At 36.2% G+C, this 17718-nt stretch carries 17 protein-coding genes; 1 reads left to right on the top strand and 16 read right to left on the bottom strand.

What is annotated here, in order from left to right:
• Window positions 1-7: 7 nt before the first annotated feature.
• From I2490_RS07255 to I2490_RS07235, 5 genes are all read right to left on the bottom strand, one after another.
• Window positions 8-1354, bottom strand: coding sequence for an immunoglobulin-like domain-containing protein (locus tag I2490_RS07255; RefSeq protein WP_206459071.1), 1347 nt, complete (start codon window positions 1352-1354; stop codon window positions 8-10).
• Entirely contained in the window at window positions 1341-2096 is a 756-nt protein-coding gene (locus tag I2490_RS07250; RefSeq protein ID WP_206459070.1) for a type II secretion system F family protein, read from the bottom strand. The genes I2490_RS07255 and I2490_RS07250 overlap by 14 nt, the downstream gene beginning before the upstream one ends.
• Entirely contained in the window at window positions 2093-3319 is a 1227-nt protein-coding gene (locus tag I2490_RS07245) for a CpaF family protein (RefSeq protein WP_245157107.1), read from the bottom strand. The genes I2490_RS07250 and I2490_RS07245 overlap by 4 nt, the downstream gene beginning before the upstream one ends.
• Window positions 3210-4316, bottom strand: coding sequence for a hypothetical protein (locus I2490_RS07240; RefSeq protein WP_206459069.1), 1107 nt, complete (start codon window positions 4314-4316; stop codon window positions 3210-3212). The genes I2490_RS07245 and I2490_RS07240 overlap by 110 nt, the downstream gene beginning before the upstream one ends.
• A 209-nt stretch (window positions 4317-4525) precedes the next feature.
• Window positions 4526-5275, bottom strand: a complete 750-nt coding sequence (locus I2490_RS07235) for a ClpP family protease (RefSeq protein ID WP_206459068.1) — start codon at window positions 5273-5275, stop codon at window positions 4526-4528.
• A gap of 100 nt (window positions 5276-5375) precedes the next feature.
• On the opposite strand from I2490_RS07235, the gene I2490_RS07230 reads away from it, so the two are divergent.
• Window positions 5376-5615, top strand: coding sequence for a YlmC/YmxH family sporulation protein (locus I2490_RS07230; protein ID WP_206459067.1), 240 nt, complete (start codon window positions 5376-5378; stop codon window positions 5613-5615).
• A gap of 104 nt (window positions 5616-5719) precedes the next feature.
• Here I2490_RS07230 and I2490_RS07225 read toward each other — a convergent pair whose 3' ends face one another.
• From I2490_RS07225 to ybeY, 11 genes are all read right to left on the bottom strand, one after another.
• The gene (locus tag I2490_RS07225) at window positions 5720-6076 is read right to left on the bottom strand and encodes a hypothetical protein (protein ID WP_206459066.1); all 357 of its coding nucleotides are present in this window, start codon (window positions 6074-6076) and stop codon (window positions 5720-5722) included.
• A complete protein-coding gene (locus tag I2490_RS07220) occupies window positions 6069-6425 on the bottom strand; it encodes a PqqD family protein (RefSeq protein ID WP_206459065.1) in 357 nt (118 codons plus the stop codon). Before I2490_RS07220 ends, I2490_RS07225 begins: the two co-directional genes overlap by 8 nt.
• A gap of 100 nt (window positions 6426-6525) precedes the next feature.
• Entirely contained in the window at window positions 6526-8439 is a 1914-nt protein-coding gene (locus I2490_RS07215; protein WP_206459064.1) for an OPT family oligopeptide transporter, read from the bottom strand.
• A gap of 139 nt (window positions 8440-8578) precedes the next feature.
• Window positions 8579-10042, bottom strand: a complete 1464-nt coding sequence (locus tag I2490_RS07210; RefSeq protein ID WP_206459063.1) for an aminoacyl-histidine dipeptidase — start codon at window positions 10040-10042, stop codon at window positions 8579-8581.
• A gap of 224 nt (window positions 10043-10266) precedes the next feature.
• Window positions 10267-12897 carry a pyruvate, phosphate dikinase gene (ppdK, locus tag I2490_RS07205; RefSeq protein ID WP_206459062.1) on the bottom strand — a complete coding sequence of 877 codons (2631 nt, stop codon included), beginning with the start codon at window positions 12895-12897 and terminating at the stop codon, window positions 10267-10269.
• Window positions 12898-13041: 144 nt separating this feature from the next.
• Window positions 13042-14445, bottom strand: a complete 1404-nt coding sequence (locus tag I2490_RS07200) for a glycine--tRNA ligase (protein ID WP_206459061.1) — start codon at window positions 14443-14445, stop codon at window positions 13042-13044.
• Window positions 14446-14479: 34 nt separating this feature from the next.
• Window positions 14480-15094, bottom strand: coding sequence for a DUF4342 domain-containing protein (locus I2490_RS07195; protein ID WP_206459060.1), 615 nt, complete (start codon window positions 15092-15094; stop codon window positions 14480-14482).
• 34 nt (window positions 15095-15128) lie between these two features.
• A complete protein-coding gene (gene recO, locus I2490_RS07190) occupies window positions 15129-15890 on the bottom strand; it encodes a DNA repair protein RecO (RefSeq protein ID WP_206459059.1) in 762 nt (253 codons plus the stop codon).
• A gap of 2 nt (window positions 15891-15892) precedes the next feature.
• On the bottom strand, window positions 15893-16786 hold the full coding sequence (gene era / locus I2490_RS07185) for a GTPase Era (RefSeq protein WP_206459058.1): 894 nt from the start codon (window positions 16784-16786) through the stop codon (window positions 15893-15895).
• A 58-nt stretch (window positions 16787-16844) separates the two neighbouring features.
• Window positions 16845-17222 (bottom strand): cytidine deaminase, encoded by a 378-nt coding sequence (gene cdd, locus I2490_RS07180; protein ID WP_206459057.1) that lies wholly within the window; start codon window positions 17220-17222, stop codon window positions 16845-16847.
• Window positions 17223-17264: 42 nt separating this feature from the next.
• Entirely contained in the window at window positions 17265-17717 is a 453-nt protein-coding gene (gene ybeY / locus I2490_RS07175) for an rRNA maturation RNase YbeY (RefSeq protein ID WP_206459056.1), read from the bottom strand.
• Window position 17718 lies beyond the last annotated feature (1 nt).

Genomic DNA, 17718 nt, shown 5'->3' with positions numbered 1-17718 from the left:
CTCCTCTTTAAATTTGTATTAACACCGGTGAAATCGTAATGATCACCAATATTAAGAGTAACACCATCAATGGCATAATTAACTTTGTTTCTGCTTTTCTTCCTTCTTCTTCTGCATGTTTCTTTCTTGCCATCCAAAGAAGCTCACCTTCTGCTTCGAGCTTTTCAACCAAAGAGCTGCCTTTATCTAAATTATCGTATACAATTGCAGCAAATCTCATTAACTCCCTTATCCCGCTTCTCCTTGCGAACATTTTTAATTCTTTTGAGAAAGAAGCGTTGGATTCTCTGACGTTGTTAGAGATTTCACCAATTGCTTCTATTAATGGATGGTCTTTTTTCCCCTTTGCCTCCATTGCAATACGCTCTAATGCTGTAGTAATTACAAGACCTGCATTTAATAATAAAACCACTTTATTGATAAAATCAGGATATTCTCTTTTCATGGATTCTCGATACTTCTGAAGCTCTCTTTCCATTCGAAAATACCTTCTTTTATAAATTAGAACTATTAAAAGCAAAGCCATTGCAATGAATGGAAAAAATGGAATGCTGTTTTGCACATACCATCTTAGAGAAGTGTTTTCTGTTAGCTTTGAGGGTAAAGATAGATTTCGTCCATAGGTATTATTATTTAACTCTTTCGTGACTTGTTCTAATGCATCATCTAGTTCTTTTTCCAATTCCTTATCTTCCTGCGGAGGAAGGATTGTAATTTTATGTATTTGCTCTTCTTCACAATCCTGTAATGTAAGCTTTGCTATTAAATCGACTTGTATAGGTTTATTTAATGCGATTCTATGTACCGTGCCATCCTCTTCAAGAAATCGTGGTTGATTGGAACTCCAATCAATATGTATTGGATATATACTGTCTTCTCTTTTCAAGTCTAAATTATGGATTACATGGTCTGGATCTTTATTGTTTCCAAGTATTTCTTTAGTTAGTCTGTTCTTACAATCTTTAAGAAAGGCTTTTTTTTGAAACTCTGTTAAGCTCTGAGGCCTGACTCGTAATGTAACTTTTTTATGAAAAGTTTCCTCTCCATGTATGACCTCCGCTTTAAGCGATATAATACCAGCATTTGCGCCATAATCTGGTCGATCCAAACTTTGCAATGCTTTATTATGCATCAATAAAGACTTTATGGTAAAACCAAACATTAATAAAATCAATAGTAAAAAGATTATTAAATAACATTTAAGTTGATAAGCTTTTTCCTTTTGTATTTGATACGTAAAATCTCTATTTCCATACTTTGTTCGAAATCCGGCTTCATAAATTTCTTTTTTTCCGGTACACCAATCCGGTAATATTCCTAAGAGCTTCAATATTTTTTTATTAATGTAATTCAATTTTCGTAAGTTTCATGCTCCATGCATAGGCACCTCCAATACCAAATAGAGCGGCAGTCATTAAGATTCTACCTTGTAACGTTGTATAAAGTACTTTCAAATAACCAGGCGACATTAGATTTAAAAATGCAATAATAGCCAAAGGAATTAAGGTTAATATATGGGATTCTAAACGTTTTTGTACTGTCAAGACTCGTATTTCACGATTAATATTCATCTTATCAATCATAACACTAACTGTTTTTTCAATGACTCTCTGTAAGTTGCCACCAGTTGTCTTGCAAATGCAATAGACTTCTACAAACTGGTATATATCAGGCAATTCCGTCCGTTTTGCAAAATCTCTTAATAGAATCTCTACCGGTAGTTTACTTTCAAAAATACCTCTAACCATATAGTCAAGTTCTTTACAAATTAATGCATCCTTTGAATAAATCAAACGAAGATTTTCATTTGCTTCCTGCAAAGCTTCCGGCATTTGTCGGCCGGCAGATATAGAAGCTGAAATGGAATACAAAAAATCTCGAAATTGTTCCGTAAGCTCCGTACATCTTTTTTCTGCTAAATAATTACAGAAAAAAGTTTCTCCCTTAATTGTAAGTCCGCAAAATATTAGTCCCACAATAAAGCTCTCATAAAATAAGTATCCTAAAAAAAGACATGCTAATATGCTGTAAGAATAATATTTCTTTTTTTCTTTATTATTTAACGTATAAAAATGATATGTTTTTGGTACACTCATAGCTCAACTCCTCGTATTTCCAACTTTATCTTATTAGAGAGACTTTTTCCGGTCGGTATCAAACCAGCATGGATTTTATACTGAAACAAAGGATTTATCATGTATTTCTCATCCTGATATCCCGTAATCTCAACAATTTGCAATACTTTTCTCGTTTTATCCGGCATTCTTCCTAAATGTACAATGATATCAATGGCTTCCATAATCTGACTGCGTATCGCTTCCATTGGAAACTCTGCAGCTGATAAAAACATTGCTTCTAACCGGCGAAGCATACCTTCCGGTGAATTACCATGCCCTGTTGACAGCGAACCGTCATGACCCGTGTTCATTGCCTGAATCATATCTACCACTTCACCTCCCCTCACTTCACCGACAATAATTCGATCCGGTCTCATACGTAAAGAGGCCTTAATAAGATCACGCACCGACACTTCTCCTTTTCCTTGTATATTAGCGTTTTTTGTTTCCATCCGAATCACATTATCAATCTTTGTAATCTGTAGTTCAGCAGAATCTTCAATCACAATTACACGTTCCTCTTTTGGAATGCAGTCTGACAATACATTTAAGAAGGTAGTCTTTCCTGAACTCGTCCCACCGGAGATAAAAATATTATATCCGGCTATCACCAGCTTCTTTAAAAACTGAGAAGCTTCCTCTGATATGGACTCCTTCTCAATCAGTTCTTCCATCGTAATTTTCTTTTTAGGGAATTTCCGAATGGTTAAGATTGGTCCATTCAAAGCTACATTGCGATAAACCGCGTTGATTCGTGATCCGTCTTCCAGTCTTGCATCAACGATCGGATTTAATTCATTGATTTCACGATGCACCTTTGCCGCTAGCCGACGAATGATTTCTTCCAAATCTTCTTTACTCTCAAATGAAATCGGTAATTTCTCGATTCTTCCTTTTCGTTCAATGAATACTTTTTCTGTACCATTAACCATGATTTCACTTACTTCATTATCATCTGCGTAAGGCTGCAAAATATCAAGTTCACGTCGTGTAGCATTAAATACTGTCGTTGTTAGTTTCTTTTTCTCTGTATATGGATACCATTGCGTTCGATTATCATGTAGTACAAAATCCTCAATCAGCGATAAAACTTCACCATCCGTAATCTGTTCTGTCCTTGCATTGATCACTGAGCGAACTGCATCCGTTATTTCTTTTATGGTTCCTTTGGTTTGCATTTGCATGTTTAACTCTGTTTGCAAGAGCTTTCACCTCCGATCCAAATCCATAATTACTATGAATTTCTATTATATTATCGATTTCAACAAACGTTTCTTCATCTTTTGAAATGCAGCATTCCAAGAATGAAGTCTTATCAAAGCGATATTGACTCTGTAATCGTTCGAGTCTTTTTTTATTCTTTTTGTCAGATAAGAGTGTATCATTTCCTAAAAGGATACAAAGATTGCAATGTTCAAGCCAATAAGCCATTTCATTTGAAAAGTGATTGCCCACGTCCAAAACAATGTAATCATAATTTCCAATCATTGAAATGCTTTCAATGAAAATACTTATTTCAGTAATTGATAAAGTACACAATTCATTTTCGCTGAAGGATGGATAAAAAAGCTCAACGCCATAAGAATCTCGATACTGAAAGGTACTATAAAAGGTTGCCGCATTTCGTTTTTGATCATTAGAAAACAAATAGTATAAATAATCGCCCATGAATGGATGATTTTTGGGAAACCGGAAGTATAAAGAACTGGATTCTATTTCTTCCAAAGATAGAAATAGTACTTTTTTTCGTTTCTTATCTGCCAGCTCTCGAGAAAGTGCAATCGATACCGAAGTGATTCCAACTCCTCCACTTCCGCTAAATATACCTACTACAAACGGTTGTTTTTCAAAAACTAAAAATGGGTTAACACATCCATACATCGTTGCATAATAGAGATGCAAAGCAGCAGTTAAAATTGTTATACAATCGTATTTATAAAGCACAAATTTTTCCTTTGGGGGTTTATCCCATAAAATGCTGCACTTCATATCTGTCAAAACAACTGTCTTTTTCAGAACTGGTTCCGGTAACGAAGACATCCCTTTTTCATTTATTAAAATTAAATCAAATTGATCCAGATCGGATATGGAAGGCGATAAATATACCTCAAACTCATTATTAGTTAATGCAAGTGCCTTCGATAATGCACATCCATATGCTTTATCATCATCCATAATTGCTAAGCTTATTTTTTTCATACCATTAAGTCCTTTTTATGTAAAATGCTTCCATATGTTTATATTAAACTATTTTACATTTATTTACAATTTAAATTTAACGACTTTTTTCGACAAAACAAAGGACAAATTTAAATGGTATTTAAATACATCCTAATTGAATAATAGATTAACATAACAAAACAACGGCATACGTAAATACGCACACCGTTGTTCTCCATTTTCTTATATTATTTTTTTTGCTCTTTTTCCTTTTCATCAATCATAGACTTTAACTTAGCTAATGCCATATTCAAACCACCAACTTCATCCATCAAACCAATCTCGACTGCATCTTTTCCATAAAGAATAGTTCCTACATCGTTAGGCATATCATCTGTTGCATTCATTAGTCTAGTCACAATTTCTCTTTCAGAGTGAGACGTTCGTACAATAAAATCAATAATACGTTCCTGCATTTTTCGAAAATACTCATAAGTTTGCTCTGCTCCAATTATTAATCCAGCCATGCGAATCGGATGTAAAGTCATAGTCGCACTTTCTGCCACAAAGGAATAATCACTGGCAGTAGCAAGAGGGATCCCAATACTGTGCCCTCCACCTAATACCAACGATACCGTAGGCTTCGATAAGGTTGAAATCAATTCTGCAATTGCAAGACCGGCTTCCACATCTCCGCCAACCGTATTTAGTATGGTTAATAGCCCTTTAATGTTTTTGTTCTCCTCAACTGCTACCAATTGAGGAATGATATTTTCATATTTTGTCGTTTTGTTCTGCGGTGGAAGCACAGTATGTCCTTCTACACTTCCTATAATTGTTAAATACTGAATACTGCTTGGAAAATTAAATGCGTTGTTGATGACTCCGAAGTCATCAATGGAATGCTTAACCTCAGATTTTTCATCAATTTTTTCCTTTTCTTCCTTTTCATCCTTTTCATCCTTTTCTGCTTCTATATCATTTTTGGTTTCAAACATCTATTTTATCTCCTTTCGGTCATTGGTCATAAAAATAGTGTAACCAAAATATACTTTTTTATATAACGATATCACTATTTTCATAAAGGAGTTGTTTTTATTGCGTTTAAGTGAATTAGGCGATAAAGAAATTGTAAATCTTTATAACGGAAGTCGTCATGGCCAACTGGCTGATGCAGAGTTGCTTTTTGACCCAAAGCAAGGAAAAATAAAAGGACTTATGGTTCCAGAAACTTCAGAACGTCTTAGTTTCATGGGAAGCCGAGACTACATACAGCTTCCATGGAGTTCTATAAGGAAAATCGGAGAAGATATCATCATCTTTGAAGCGGAATTATAAGAAAACGATATTTTCTAAAGAATAAAACAGAAAGGCAAGGAAAAAACCTTCCTTGCCTAATTTATCTATCAATTTTTAAAATACAATTTTAAAATTATTAAAATCTATTTTGTTTTCTTGGCCAAGCAATAACTGCGCTTTCCCTTTTCATACTCTTCTACAATTAAATGATTTGTTTTCATATGAGAAAGCATTGATTTTGCAAATGTTTTTGCATCGGTAACTCCCAATCTTTGTTTACTATAAAAGAAACTTACTTGTGTTCCTCTTATTAAATCTTCAATTTCTTTGAGAGTCATTTTTCCTTTCTTCTTAAGCTGTTTTCTTACCTTTCGCTCACATTTAGAATATAACATAGTTATTAAGTCTTGCGTTTGGCGCTGCATTTTTATTAAACCCCAACCATAAATAAACATAGTAGCTAACGCAGTGAGTAAAACATAAGGTAAATATTTAAGCATGCAAATTCTCCTTTAATATAACAAATTTGTGCTCTTTCAGAATTTCAAAAAACTTTACCAACCGCTCTAATAACGGTGAAATCTTTTCTCCAAATTCCATTTCTGCAATTTGTGAAATATCAAAAATAGTCCTTTGCCCATCTATTTGTAACCAAACAAAACTTCCAAATTCATCCAACTCAATACGGCTAAATTTCGGTTTTTTAAAAACTTTTTGTGCAAAACGATGATAAAAACCTGTCCAAACGACAATCACCGTTACCATACCTTTTTCATTAATTTCCCATGCATAATGGGAATTTCTATCCGGAATATAATCCAAATAATTTACTTTTGATTTTTTTCCCATTTGTATTCTCCATCATAACAAGAAAAAATTTCATGGAGCAGATTCCGATTTTTCGGTGCACCACTCCATGAAATTATAACACAAAAATGGTTATTATTTATTAGCTATTTTTCTTTTTACCTACTATTACATATACCAAAGAAGCGGTTAGTAACGTAAATAGTACAACGCCACCAAGTTGACCAATGTTAAACATATCGCCTACTACACCAATCTTATCTGCTAATGTTGTTTTGTCAGAGAACTTAATAACAGCAAAGATTGCAAGTAATACACCCACTAAACCTTCTCCTGCAATCAAACCGGAAGTATACAAGATTCCACGATCTGTAGAATCTTTTCGATCTGTTTCAGAAATATTCTTTTTCTTGTCTATGTAAAGTCTCACAAGACCACCTACCATGATACTAGTAGATAATCCTAATGGTAAGTAAAGACCAACTGCAAACGGAAGTACCGGAATCCCAAGAACTTCAATTAAAATTGCAATACCTACACCAGCAAAGATTAAGGTCCAAGGAAGCTCTGCATTCATAACGCCTTCTACAACCATCTTCATCATGCTTGCCTGTGGAGCCGGAATCTGCTTTGAGCCATAGCCCCATGCTTCATTCAATAAATAAAGAACTCCTCCAATTGTTAAAGCAGATACAAATACACCAATCACTTCGCCAATCTGCTGCTTTTTCGGTGTTGCACCTAAAAGGAATCCAGTCTTTAAGTCCTGAGAAGTATCTCCAGCAATAGCAGCAATGATACAGATGATGGAACCAATCGAAATTGCGCCGATCATACCTTCTGCACCAGTGGAACCGGTTGCCTTTAAAAGAACCGTAGCAATTAACAGCGTTGCGATTGCCATACCGGATACCGGGTTATTACTACTTCCAACAAGACCTACCATTCTGGAGGATACTGTTGCAAAGAAGAATCCAAATACGATAATAATAATAGCACCAAGTAAGGTAACCGGGAATACTGGAAGCAACCAAATAACAACTGCAATAATAGCAATCACTACTAAAATCACCGGTACCGGTAAATCCTGTTGCGTTCTAAGTCCGGAATCACTTCCTGTTTTAGAGAATCCCTTCATAGCCTGTGAGAATGTTCTTACGATCAAAGGTAGGGACTTAATTAAACTTAAAATACCACCGGCAGCTACTGCACCAGCACCGATATATCTAACATATGTACCCCATAAATCCCATGGACCAAATCCGCTGATAGGATCATTTCCAGGGAAAATAACAGCATCTCCACCAAATAAAACAATTAATGGCATCAATACAAACCATCCAAGGATACCACCACTCAGCATATATCCGGAAATTTTAGGACCGCATATATAGCCTACACCTAACAATGCCGGTAAAATATCCATTCCAAACATAGAACCTTTGTATCCGGCAATTTCCGTTTCCACACTGCTTGGAAAAACGCCAAGTCCGTCTGCTACAAATTTATAACCTGCAGCAACACCTAAACCTGCAAATACAGTAGAAGCCTTTGATCCGCCTTCTTCTCCGGCTAAAAGCACTTCTGCACAAGCCGTTCCTTCCGGATAAGGCAAAACACCGTGCTCTTCTACAATAAGAGCCTTACGAAGCGGAATCATAAACAATACGCCCAGCAAGCCTCCAACTAAAGAAATTAAGAAAATTTCAATCAGCGTTGGTGTATTTACAATACCTTCACCAGCCCATAAAAAAATGGCTGGCAATGTGAAAATTGCACCTGCTGCTACAGATTCACCGGCAGAACCAATGGTCTGTACTAAATTATTCTCCAAAATGGAGTCTTTCTTTAGAATCAAGCGAATGATTCCCATAGAAATAACGGCAGCTGGAATGGATGCAGATACAGTCATTCCAACTCTTAAGCCTAAATATGCATTTGCTGCACCAAAGACAACGGCTAAAAGAATACCTAAAAAGATTGATGTAAATGTAAATTCAGGTACTATTTTGTCCGCAGCAATGAAAGGCTTGAATTCTTTCTTGTTTGTTGCCATACTTTTTTTCTTCCTTTCGTTACTTAATAGTAAAATAGCAATGCTATTATACCACAAATTTTAAAAATATTCCAGTATTATCTATATTTTGATAATATGTGATAACATTGGAATTTCTATTATAATGGCCTATCACATTTTATGCAATACATAAACCTTCTAGCACATCTGTTAACAATTTCCATGTACGTTCGCAGGATGCTAAATCCATTGTTTCATTTGGTGTATGACAATTTCTCATTGTCGGTCCTACGGCAATGGCATCCAATCCTGGCAATTTATCAGCAAACAATCCACATTCCAATCCAGCATGAATGGCTTCAATTTGTAATTCTTTTCCAAACAAACGATGGAAGCTTTCCACAAATGCATCTCGAATCTTAGATTCTTCTGCAAAGCTCCAACCAGGATATTGTCCGGCAATTTTATATTGGAATCCAAATTCATCTGTTAATAACGTCAACCTCTGAACAATTTCCTCTTGCAAGGATGAAATCGAGCTTCTCGGAGCGAATACAATCGTAATGCCCTTATCATTGCTTTCAACCACACCCATATTCAAAGATGCAACAATAAAACCGCCTTGGCGTACGTTTCGTTTTTGCGCACCGTCCGGAGAAAGGAAAATCAAATTTATGATATTTTCAGTTTCCTTACGAGTCCATGCATCGACCGAATCATCTTCAGATTGTTTGATCTCCATTGCAAAAGAAGGCTCATCTGCATGAAGTTCTTCCAAAAGATCTTTTTTCAATCCTTCTAATATTTTAAATGCAATGTTTCGCTCTTCTTGATTAGAAAATGCCAATGTACTAATACATTCTCTCGGAATTGCGTTATCCTTGTTTCCACCTTTGATAGAAACCAATTGCATTTTTGTTTCTTTTAATACCGATTGAAGCAAACGTCCCATTATCTTATTTGCATTCCCTCTTTCAAGATGAATGTCAGAACCGGAATGTCCGCCCAGCAATCCTTTAACTGCAATTGAAAGCAGCAACGGCTGTTTTATCGTTTCATACGAAGCATCCTTTTTCATCGTATAACGCATTCCGCCTGCACAGCTTACAGTAGCGATTCCTTCTTCTTCCGAGTCTAAATTAATCATAATCCTTGCATCTAAAACAGAAGCATCCAAACCTGCTGCACCATTCAGTCCAACCTCTTCCTCAACCGTAAATACACATTCTAATGCTGGATGTTTTAAATCATCTGCAGATAAAAGAGCTAACATCATTGCCACAGCAATGCCATTATCAGCACCTAATGTTGTCCCATTTGCTCTTACAAAGCCATTCTCAACAATTAAATCGATGCCATCTTTCTCAAAATCATGTATAACATCATTGTTTTTTTCACATACCATATCCTGATGGCCTTGAAGCATCACGGCAGGACTCTTTTCATATCCCTTCGTTGCAGGTTTCTTTATTACTACGTTATTTAATTCATCATGATAGCATTGAAGATTATGTGTTTTTGCAAAGGCAATCAAATATTCACTGATTGCTTTTTCATTACCAGATCCTCTTGGAATGGCACTAATTTCTTCAAAATATTGAAACAATGCATTGGGTTCATATCCTGTAATTTTATATTTCATATTTGTTCACTCCTTTAATAATTCTATACAATAGCAAATAAAACCATAATTATTATATTCCTACCATTTAAAACTTTCAATGCTTTCATCCTAAAAGAACAAATTTTGATAATAATATTCATTGGTATCAAATAACAATAATCATATTTTATATACTAAGCCTATAAAAGAAAAAAGCCGTTTGTTGAAATACAACAAACGGCTGAATTCAAATACAATGATTATTAAGAAAGTTTAATCGCTGCCTGTGCTGCGGCCAATCGAGCGATTGGTACTCTGAACGGGGAGCAAGATACATAGTTTAATCCAACCTTATGGCAGAACTCTACAGAAGAAGGATCACCACCATGTTCACCACAAATTCCAAGCTTTAAATCAGATCTTGATTTTCGACCTAATTCAACAGCCATTTCTACTAATTTGCCTACACCAACCTGATCCAATTTTGCAAATGGATCATTTTCATAAATTTTCTTTTCATAGTATGAGCCTAAAAATGCACCAGCATCATCTCGGCTAAATCCAAATGTCATCTGTGTTAAATCATTTGTACCAAATGAGAAGAACTCTGCTTCTTTTGCAATTTCATCTGCAGTCAAAGCAGCACGTGGAATTTCAATCATAGTTCCAACCATATACTTCATATCGATACCTGATTTTGCAATGATGGCATCTGCCGTTTCCGTTACAATATTTTTAACATACTGTAATTCTTTAATTTCTCCAATAAGCGGAATCATAATTTCCGGAACCATATTCCATTCCGGATGTTTTTTCTGCACCGCAATTGCCGCTTCAATTACAGCAGTCGTCTGCATTTCTGCAATTTCCGGATAAGAAACTGCCAAACGGCAACCTCTATGACCCATCATAGGATTGAATTCATGTAAGGAAGAAATGACTGCGTTTAATTCACTCACTTCCATCTTCATTTCCTTAGCAAGTTCTATAATATCCTCGTTGTCTGTTGGTAAGAATTCATGTAGTGGAGGATCTAAGAAACGAATGGTAACCGGGAAGCCTTCCATCGCCTCATAAATACCTTCAAAATCACTTCTCTGCATTGGTAAAAGCTTTGCCAATGCCGCTCTTCTCTGTTCTTCCGTCTTTGATACAATCATCTCTCTCATCGCAGAAATTCTGGCAGAATCAAAGAACATATGCTCCGTACGGCACAGCCCAATTCCTTCTGCACCAAAGCTTTTAGCTTGCTTTGCATCCTTTGGAGTATCCGCATTTGTACGAACCTTTAATGCACGATAATGATCTGCCCATTTCATTAAACGGTCAAAATTACCGGAAATAGATGCATCAACTGTTTTGATAGCTTCTCCATAAATTTTACCAGTAGAGCCATCCAAAGATATGAAATCTCCTTCATGGAATTCTTTTCCACCAAGTGTAAAGACTTTCTTCTTTTCATCAATCTTTATCTCACCACAACCAGATACGCAGCAAGTTCCCATACCTCTTGCTACTACCGCAGCATGTGAAGTCATACCTCCGCGAACAGTTAAAATACCCTGTGCGTAATGCATACCTTCAATGTCTTCCGGAGAAGTTTCCAGACGAACCAAAATAACCTTTGCACCTTTCTTTGTTGCCCATTCGGTCGCATCTTCTGCAGTGAATACAACCTGACCGCATGCAGCGCCCGGAGAAGCCGGTAATGCTTCACCAACCGGTGATGCAGCTTTTAAGGCATCAGCATCAAATTGCGGATGAAGCAAAGCATCAAGTTGTTTTGGATCAATCATACTCACTGCTTCTTTTTCATTAATCATACCTTCATCTACAAGGTCACATGCAATTTGAAGTGCAGCAGCTGCAGTACGTTTTCCATTTCTTGTCTGCAACATATAAAGTTTTCCTTCTTCAATGGTAAACTCCATATCCTGCATATCTCTATAATGTTTCTCCAAGGTATATACGATTTTATAAAATTCTTCATATACTGTCGGATTCTGTTCTTTTAATTGATCAATTGTCTGTGGAGTTCTTACACCGGCAACCACGTCTTCACCTTGTGCATTCATTAAGAATTCTCCATATAATTTCTTCTCACCAGTTGCTGGATTTCTGGAGAAAGCAACACCGGTTCCAGAGGTATCACCCATGTTACCAAATACCATCGCCTGAACATTAACAGCAGTCCCCCAAGAAGAAGGAATGTCATTCATTCTACGATAATAAATAGCACGAGGATTATCCCAGGAACGGAAAACAGCTTTGATTGCTCCCATCAATTGATCTACAGGATTAGATGGGAAGTCTTCTCCAACTTTATTCTTATATTCCTGCTTAAACTGTTTTGCAAGTTCTTTTAAATCTTCTGCTTCCAGCTCAGTGTCTAAAGTAACACCTTTTTTGCCTTTCATTTCGTCAATTAGCTTTTCGAAATAGGATTTCCCAACTTCCATGACAACATCAGAATACATTTGGATAAATCGACGATAAGAGTCGTATGCAAAACGAGGATTGCCTGTTTTTTTCGCAAAGCTTTCCACAACTTCATCATTCAGTCCTAAATTTAATATAGTATCCATCATACCTGGCATAGATGCTCTGGCACCAGATCGAACAGAAACAAGTAATGGATTTGTTAAATCACCGAATTTTTTTTCAGAAATTTTTTCAAGTTCCGTTATGTAACGTAAAATTTCTGACTGAATCTCATCATTAATTTTTTCACCGTCAGCATAGTATTGTGTACAAGCTTCCGTTGTAATTGTAAATCCCTGCGGAACCGGCATACCCAAGTTCGTCATTTCCGCCAAATTTGCACCTTTACCTCCTAATAATTCGCGCATGTTTCCATTACCCTCTTTAAAAAGGTAAACGTACTTCTTTCCCATTTTTCATCTCTCCTTTAAGTTTTTAATATTGTAGATTATGGTTAATAAAGTCACTTTTTAATCATTAAATGATAGACCTTATTTTCAAAATTTAATAAAATTTACTAGTAACAAGGACAAGCTTTTTAAGCTTGCCCTATAAAATTAAAAAATTAGTTTTTCTTCAATATAACTTCTTAATTGATTGATCGGCAGACGAATTTGCTGCATCGTATCACGATCTCGAATCGTAACCGATTGATCATTTTCTGTATCAAAGTCCACGGTTATACAGAATGGTGTTCCAATTTCATCCTGTCTTCGGTATCTCTTTCCAATGCTTCCCGGCAAATCATAGTCTATCATAAAGTATTTGGAAAGCTCAGCATGAAGTTCTTCAGCTGCTTCTGCCTGTTTCTTTGTCAGAGGAAGAACTGCTGCTTTAAACGGTGCCAATGCCGGATGGAACTTCATAACAACACGAGTATCCTCCTGCCCTTTACCGTCAACAATTGTTTCTTCATTATAAGCGTTCACTAGGAAAGCCAAAGTTACACGATCTGCTCCCAAGGATGGCTCAATGCAATATGGAACATACTTCTCATTGGTAACTGCATCCATATAACTCATATCTTGTCCGGAATGCTCCTGATGCTGTTTTAAATCAAAGTCGGTTCGATCTGCAATTCCCCATAGTTCCCCCCAACCAAATGGGAACAAAAATTCAATGTCCGTTGTTGCATTACTATAGTGGGATAGTTCTTCTTTTTCATGGTCACGAAGACGAATGGAATTCATGTCCATCTGTAAAGATTTCAACCATTCTACACACATATTCTTCCAATAATCAAACCATTCCAAATCGGTTCCCGGTGTACAGAAAAATTCCAATTCCATCTGTTCAAATTCACGGGTTCGGAATGTAAAGTTTCCCGGTGTAATTTCATTTCTGAATGACTTTCCAATCTGTGCAATACCAAACGGCATCTTTTTACGAGTCGTTCGTGCAACATTTTTAAAATTTACAAAGATACCCTGTGCAGTTTCCGGTCTTAAGAAAATTTCTGATTTAGAATCTTCTGTAACACCTTGGAAGGTCTTAAACATTAAATTAAATTGACGAATTCCCGTAAAATCATTTTTACCGCATTCTGGACATGCGATTGCATTATCCTTAATATAGCCTTCTAATTTTTCATTGGACCAGCCATCAACAGTAATCGCTTCACCGTCCTTTTGCATCATAAAATCTTCAATTAACTTATCTGCACGAAATCTTGCTTTACAACTCTTACAATCAATCAGTGGATCTGCAAAACCACCTACATGACCGGAAGCAACCCAAGTCTTAGGATTCATTAAAATAGCAGCATCCAATCCAACATTGTACTTAGATTCCTGCACAAATTTTTTCCACCATGCTTTTTTTACATTGTTTTTTAATTCCACTCCCACTGGACCATAATCCCAAGTATTTGCAAGTCCTCCGTAGATATCAGATCCCGGATATACAAAACCACGAGATTTTGCCAGTGCTACAACTTTGTCCATTGAAAATTCTTTCTTCATCTTACCCTACCATTTCTGTTTCTTTTGTTTTTGTTTATTTTTCTTCGTCTCCACAGCTGCATTCACAACCACAAGTTTCGATTGGTCCATCACATCCGCAATCGCATTCGGAATCATTTTCCGTTTCAGTATTTTTGCGTAACGCGTCATTTGCCTTATCTTTCACATTATTAAAAACATCAGCACCCTTGACTTTCATTTCGTCTGCAATTACGGTGCTTTTTTCTTTTACATTCTCAAATGTGTCAGTTGCCATTCCACTTACATTGACGATTTCACCATTGTCCTTTAAAAGTTCGATTTTGCACTTTGTTCCAAATGCCGCAATCGTTGCAATTACTGCAGTCCAAGGAAACAGAATCGTACCGACAATTCCTACATTTAAAGGAAGATTCAATAGAACCTCATCCTCCTTTTTAATGGTAATCTTTGCAATATTTCCTTTTCGAATCATTTCTTTGATGGATTCAATGATTTCTGCACCTTGCTCACCAAGCTTACTCTTGCTGTTGATATCAATGGATTCTTCAATATTAATAATTGCATCAACAACACTGCCCTCAGCTGCCTCTAACGCTTCTTTTGCTTCTTTGTAGCTAACCCCAGTTCTGTCTTTTACCAATTCAATCTTTTCTAATGTAATTTCCATAAAAAACACCACCTTTTCTTTTCCTAGATAAACTCTATTTTTTTTGAGAAAGACCCATAACAAATCCTTCACTTTTTAACGTTTTGATATCCAAATGATAGGCGAAGTAATCTTTTAAAATTTGCTGTAGCTGCCCCTGAACAGATTCTTCCAATGCTAAACTTTTTAAGGCTTTTAAAGAATTTTGCAAAAAATATCTTAATATATCTACTATAGCAAAGTTTAACTCATAAATCAATGCATCATTCGTATTCTCTTGCAAAATACATGCCTTACAAATAAGTCCACCCTCTTTAATACTAAAATCAGTTAAATTTTCTGTACTTCCACAGCAAGCGCAAGCATCCAGCTTTGGCATATTTCCATAGCATTGCAACAATTTTACTTGATACGCAAGTACCAAAGTCTCAAACTTTTTTTTTCTTTCTTCCATAATTGAAAGAAAATCCAAAAGCAAATAAAAAATCTCCGGCGCTTTTGCATCCTCCGCCAAAACTCGTTCGGTTAATTCCAAAACATAAGAACAACACATATATTTTTCTACATCCTCACCAATGCGGTAATAGCTTTTTAAGACTTCTGCACCATTGATGTGGTAAGTATCACGGTTTTTATAAAGCTCATATTTCCCATAGGTAAAGGGTCTCATAGCCAAAGCAGATTTCCCCTTTCCCTTTTCATTAATGCTGGTACCAGCACTGATCTTTCCGAATTTTTTCGAAAACAAAAGTACCATCCTGCGGCCAGACACCGTTTTTATTTGTTTTAATATGATTCCTTCTGTATCCGTATACATATTTATTCCTTATACCCAAAATTGCCGATGGCAAAATCATTGTCTCTCCAATTTTCCTTTACTTTTACCCAAAGTTCTAAAAATACTTTTGAGCCTAAAAGACCTTCAATCTCTAAGCGGGCACTCTTTCCAATACCTTTAAGTTTCTTGCCCTGTTTTCCAATGATAATTCCTTTATGTGATTTTTTTTCACAATAAATAACTGCGCCAATTTTCGTGATCTTGTCTGTCTCCTTATAACTTTCAATTTCAACAGCAACACCATGAGGAACCTCATCATTTAAATACAAAAGTACCTTTTCACGAATCAGCTCACTGACTAAAAAACGTTCCGGATGATCAGTAATCATATCCTCCGGAAAATACATCGGCCCTTCTGAAATAAGAGATTCAAGCTTTTTCAAGAGTGCATCGACATTTTTTCCTTCTAAAGCACATACGCCGTAGATGCCGTCGAAAATATTGATTTTTTCATATTCCTCATAAATACTGCGGAATGTTTCCGGAGATAACTTGTCAATTTTATTTATAACAAGCAGCTTCGGTGTATTTGTATCTTTCAGCATGTCCAAAATATATTGATCTCCTGGACCTGCCGACAATGCATCATCTACAATAAAAACAATAACATCGACCTCTTTCAATGTATTGGCCGCCATCTCCGTCATATAGCCACCAAGTTTGTTTCTCGGTTTATGAATCCCCGGTGTATCAATGAAAATCAGCTGGCAATCGTCTGCCTCACCTTTGCACCGTGTAAAAATACCTCGAATGCTATTTCTCGTTGTTTGCGGTTTGTCCGTCGCAATGGCAATTTTTTCTCCTAAAATTGCATTTAATAACGTAGACTTCCCAACATTTGGTCTTCCAATAATTCCTACAAATCCTGATTTCATTCTAACTCCTATATCTTTCACTATACATAATTTATGAAACGTTTTTTAACGAAAATAATTAAAGTCTAAATCCTTTTGGCAATAATTCAGTAATCTCTACTACATTTAAATGTTCTTCATCGTCTCCGGTAATGATTTTTAGATCATCCCCAAATTCAAACATAAACTGACGACAAATGCCGCATGGATATACCTCTCCTTCTGAAGAAGTAACCGCTAAAGCAGTAAAATCCCGAAACCCTTCTGAAATGGCCTTCACAAAAGCAGTTCTTTCTGCACATATTGTGCCTCCAAAACTTGAATTCTCAACATTTACACCCGTAAACACTTCTCCGGAAGTTGTGAGTAAAGCTGCCCCAACTCGAAACCTCGAATACGGTGCATAGGAATACTCTAAAGCTTGTTTTGCCTTTTGATACAACTCTTTTTCGTTCATTTCATTACTCCATTCAATTACACACTACAGCCTTGTACCATTTTATCGTACAAGGCCGATTTTATTCATAATTTTTTCTTCTTGATTACGCATTTCCATTTTTTCTTCTTCATTCATGTGGTCATATCCAAGTAGATGAAACATACTGTGAACAAAAAGATAAACCAATTCCCGCTCTCCGGAGTGACCGTATTCATCTGCCTGCAACAAAGCCTGCTCCGGACAAATAACAACATCACCCAAACATACTTCTCCGGCCTCAGGTACTTCATTCAAATCCTCAAACTGTGGAAATGATAAAACATCCGTTACGGCATCTTTGTTACGATAAACTCCATTTAGCTCTTTGATTTCTTCGGTACTTACAAAAGTGACACTCACAGTAATATTTTGTGGGTTCAAACCTTCTTCTTCAACACAATAAGCACCTGCTTGACTCATGTGTTCTACGACCACTTCACCAGGCATACGCTCTTCGCTAAAAATGATATTCATC

The organism is Anaerovorax sp. IOR16 (genome assembly GCF_017168145.1).
GTDB lineage: Bacteria > Bacillota > Clostridia > Peptostreptococcales > Anaerovoracaceae > IOR16.
This window is presented reverse-complemented; position numbering and strand designations above follow the sequence as displayed.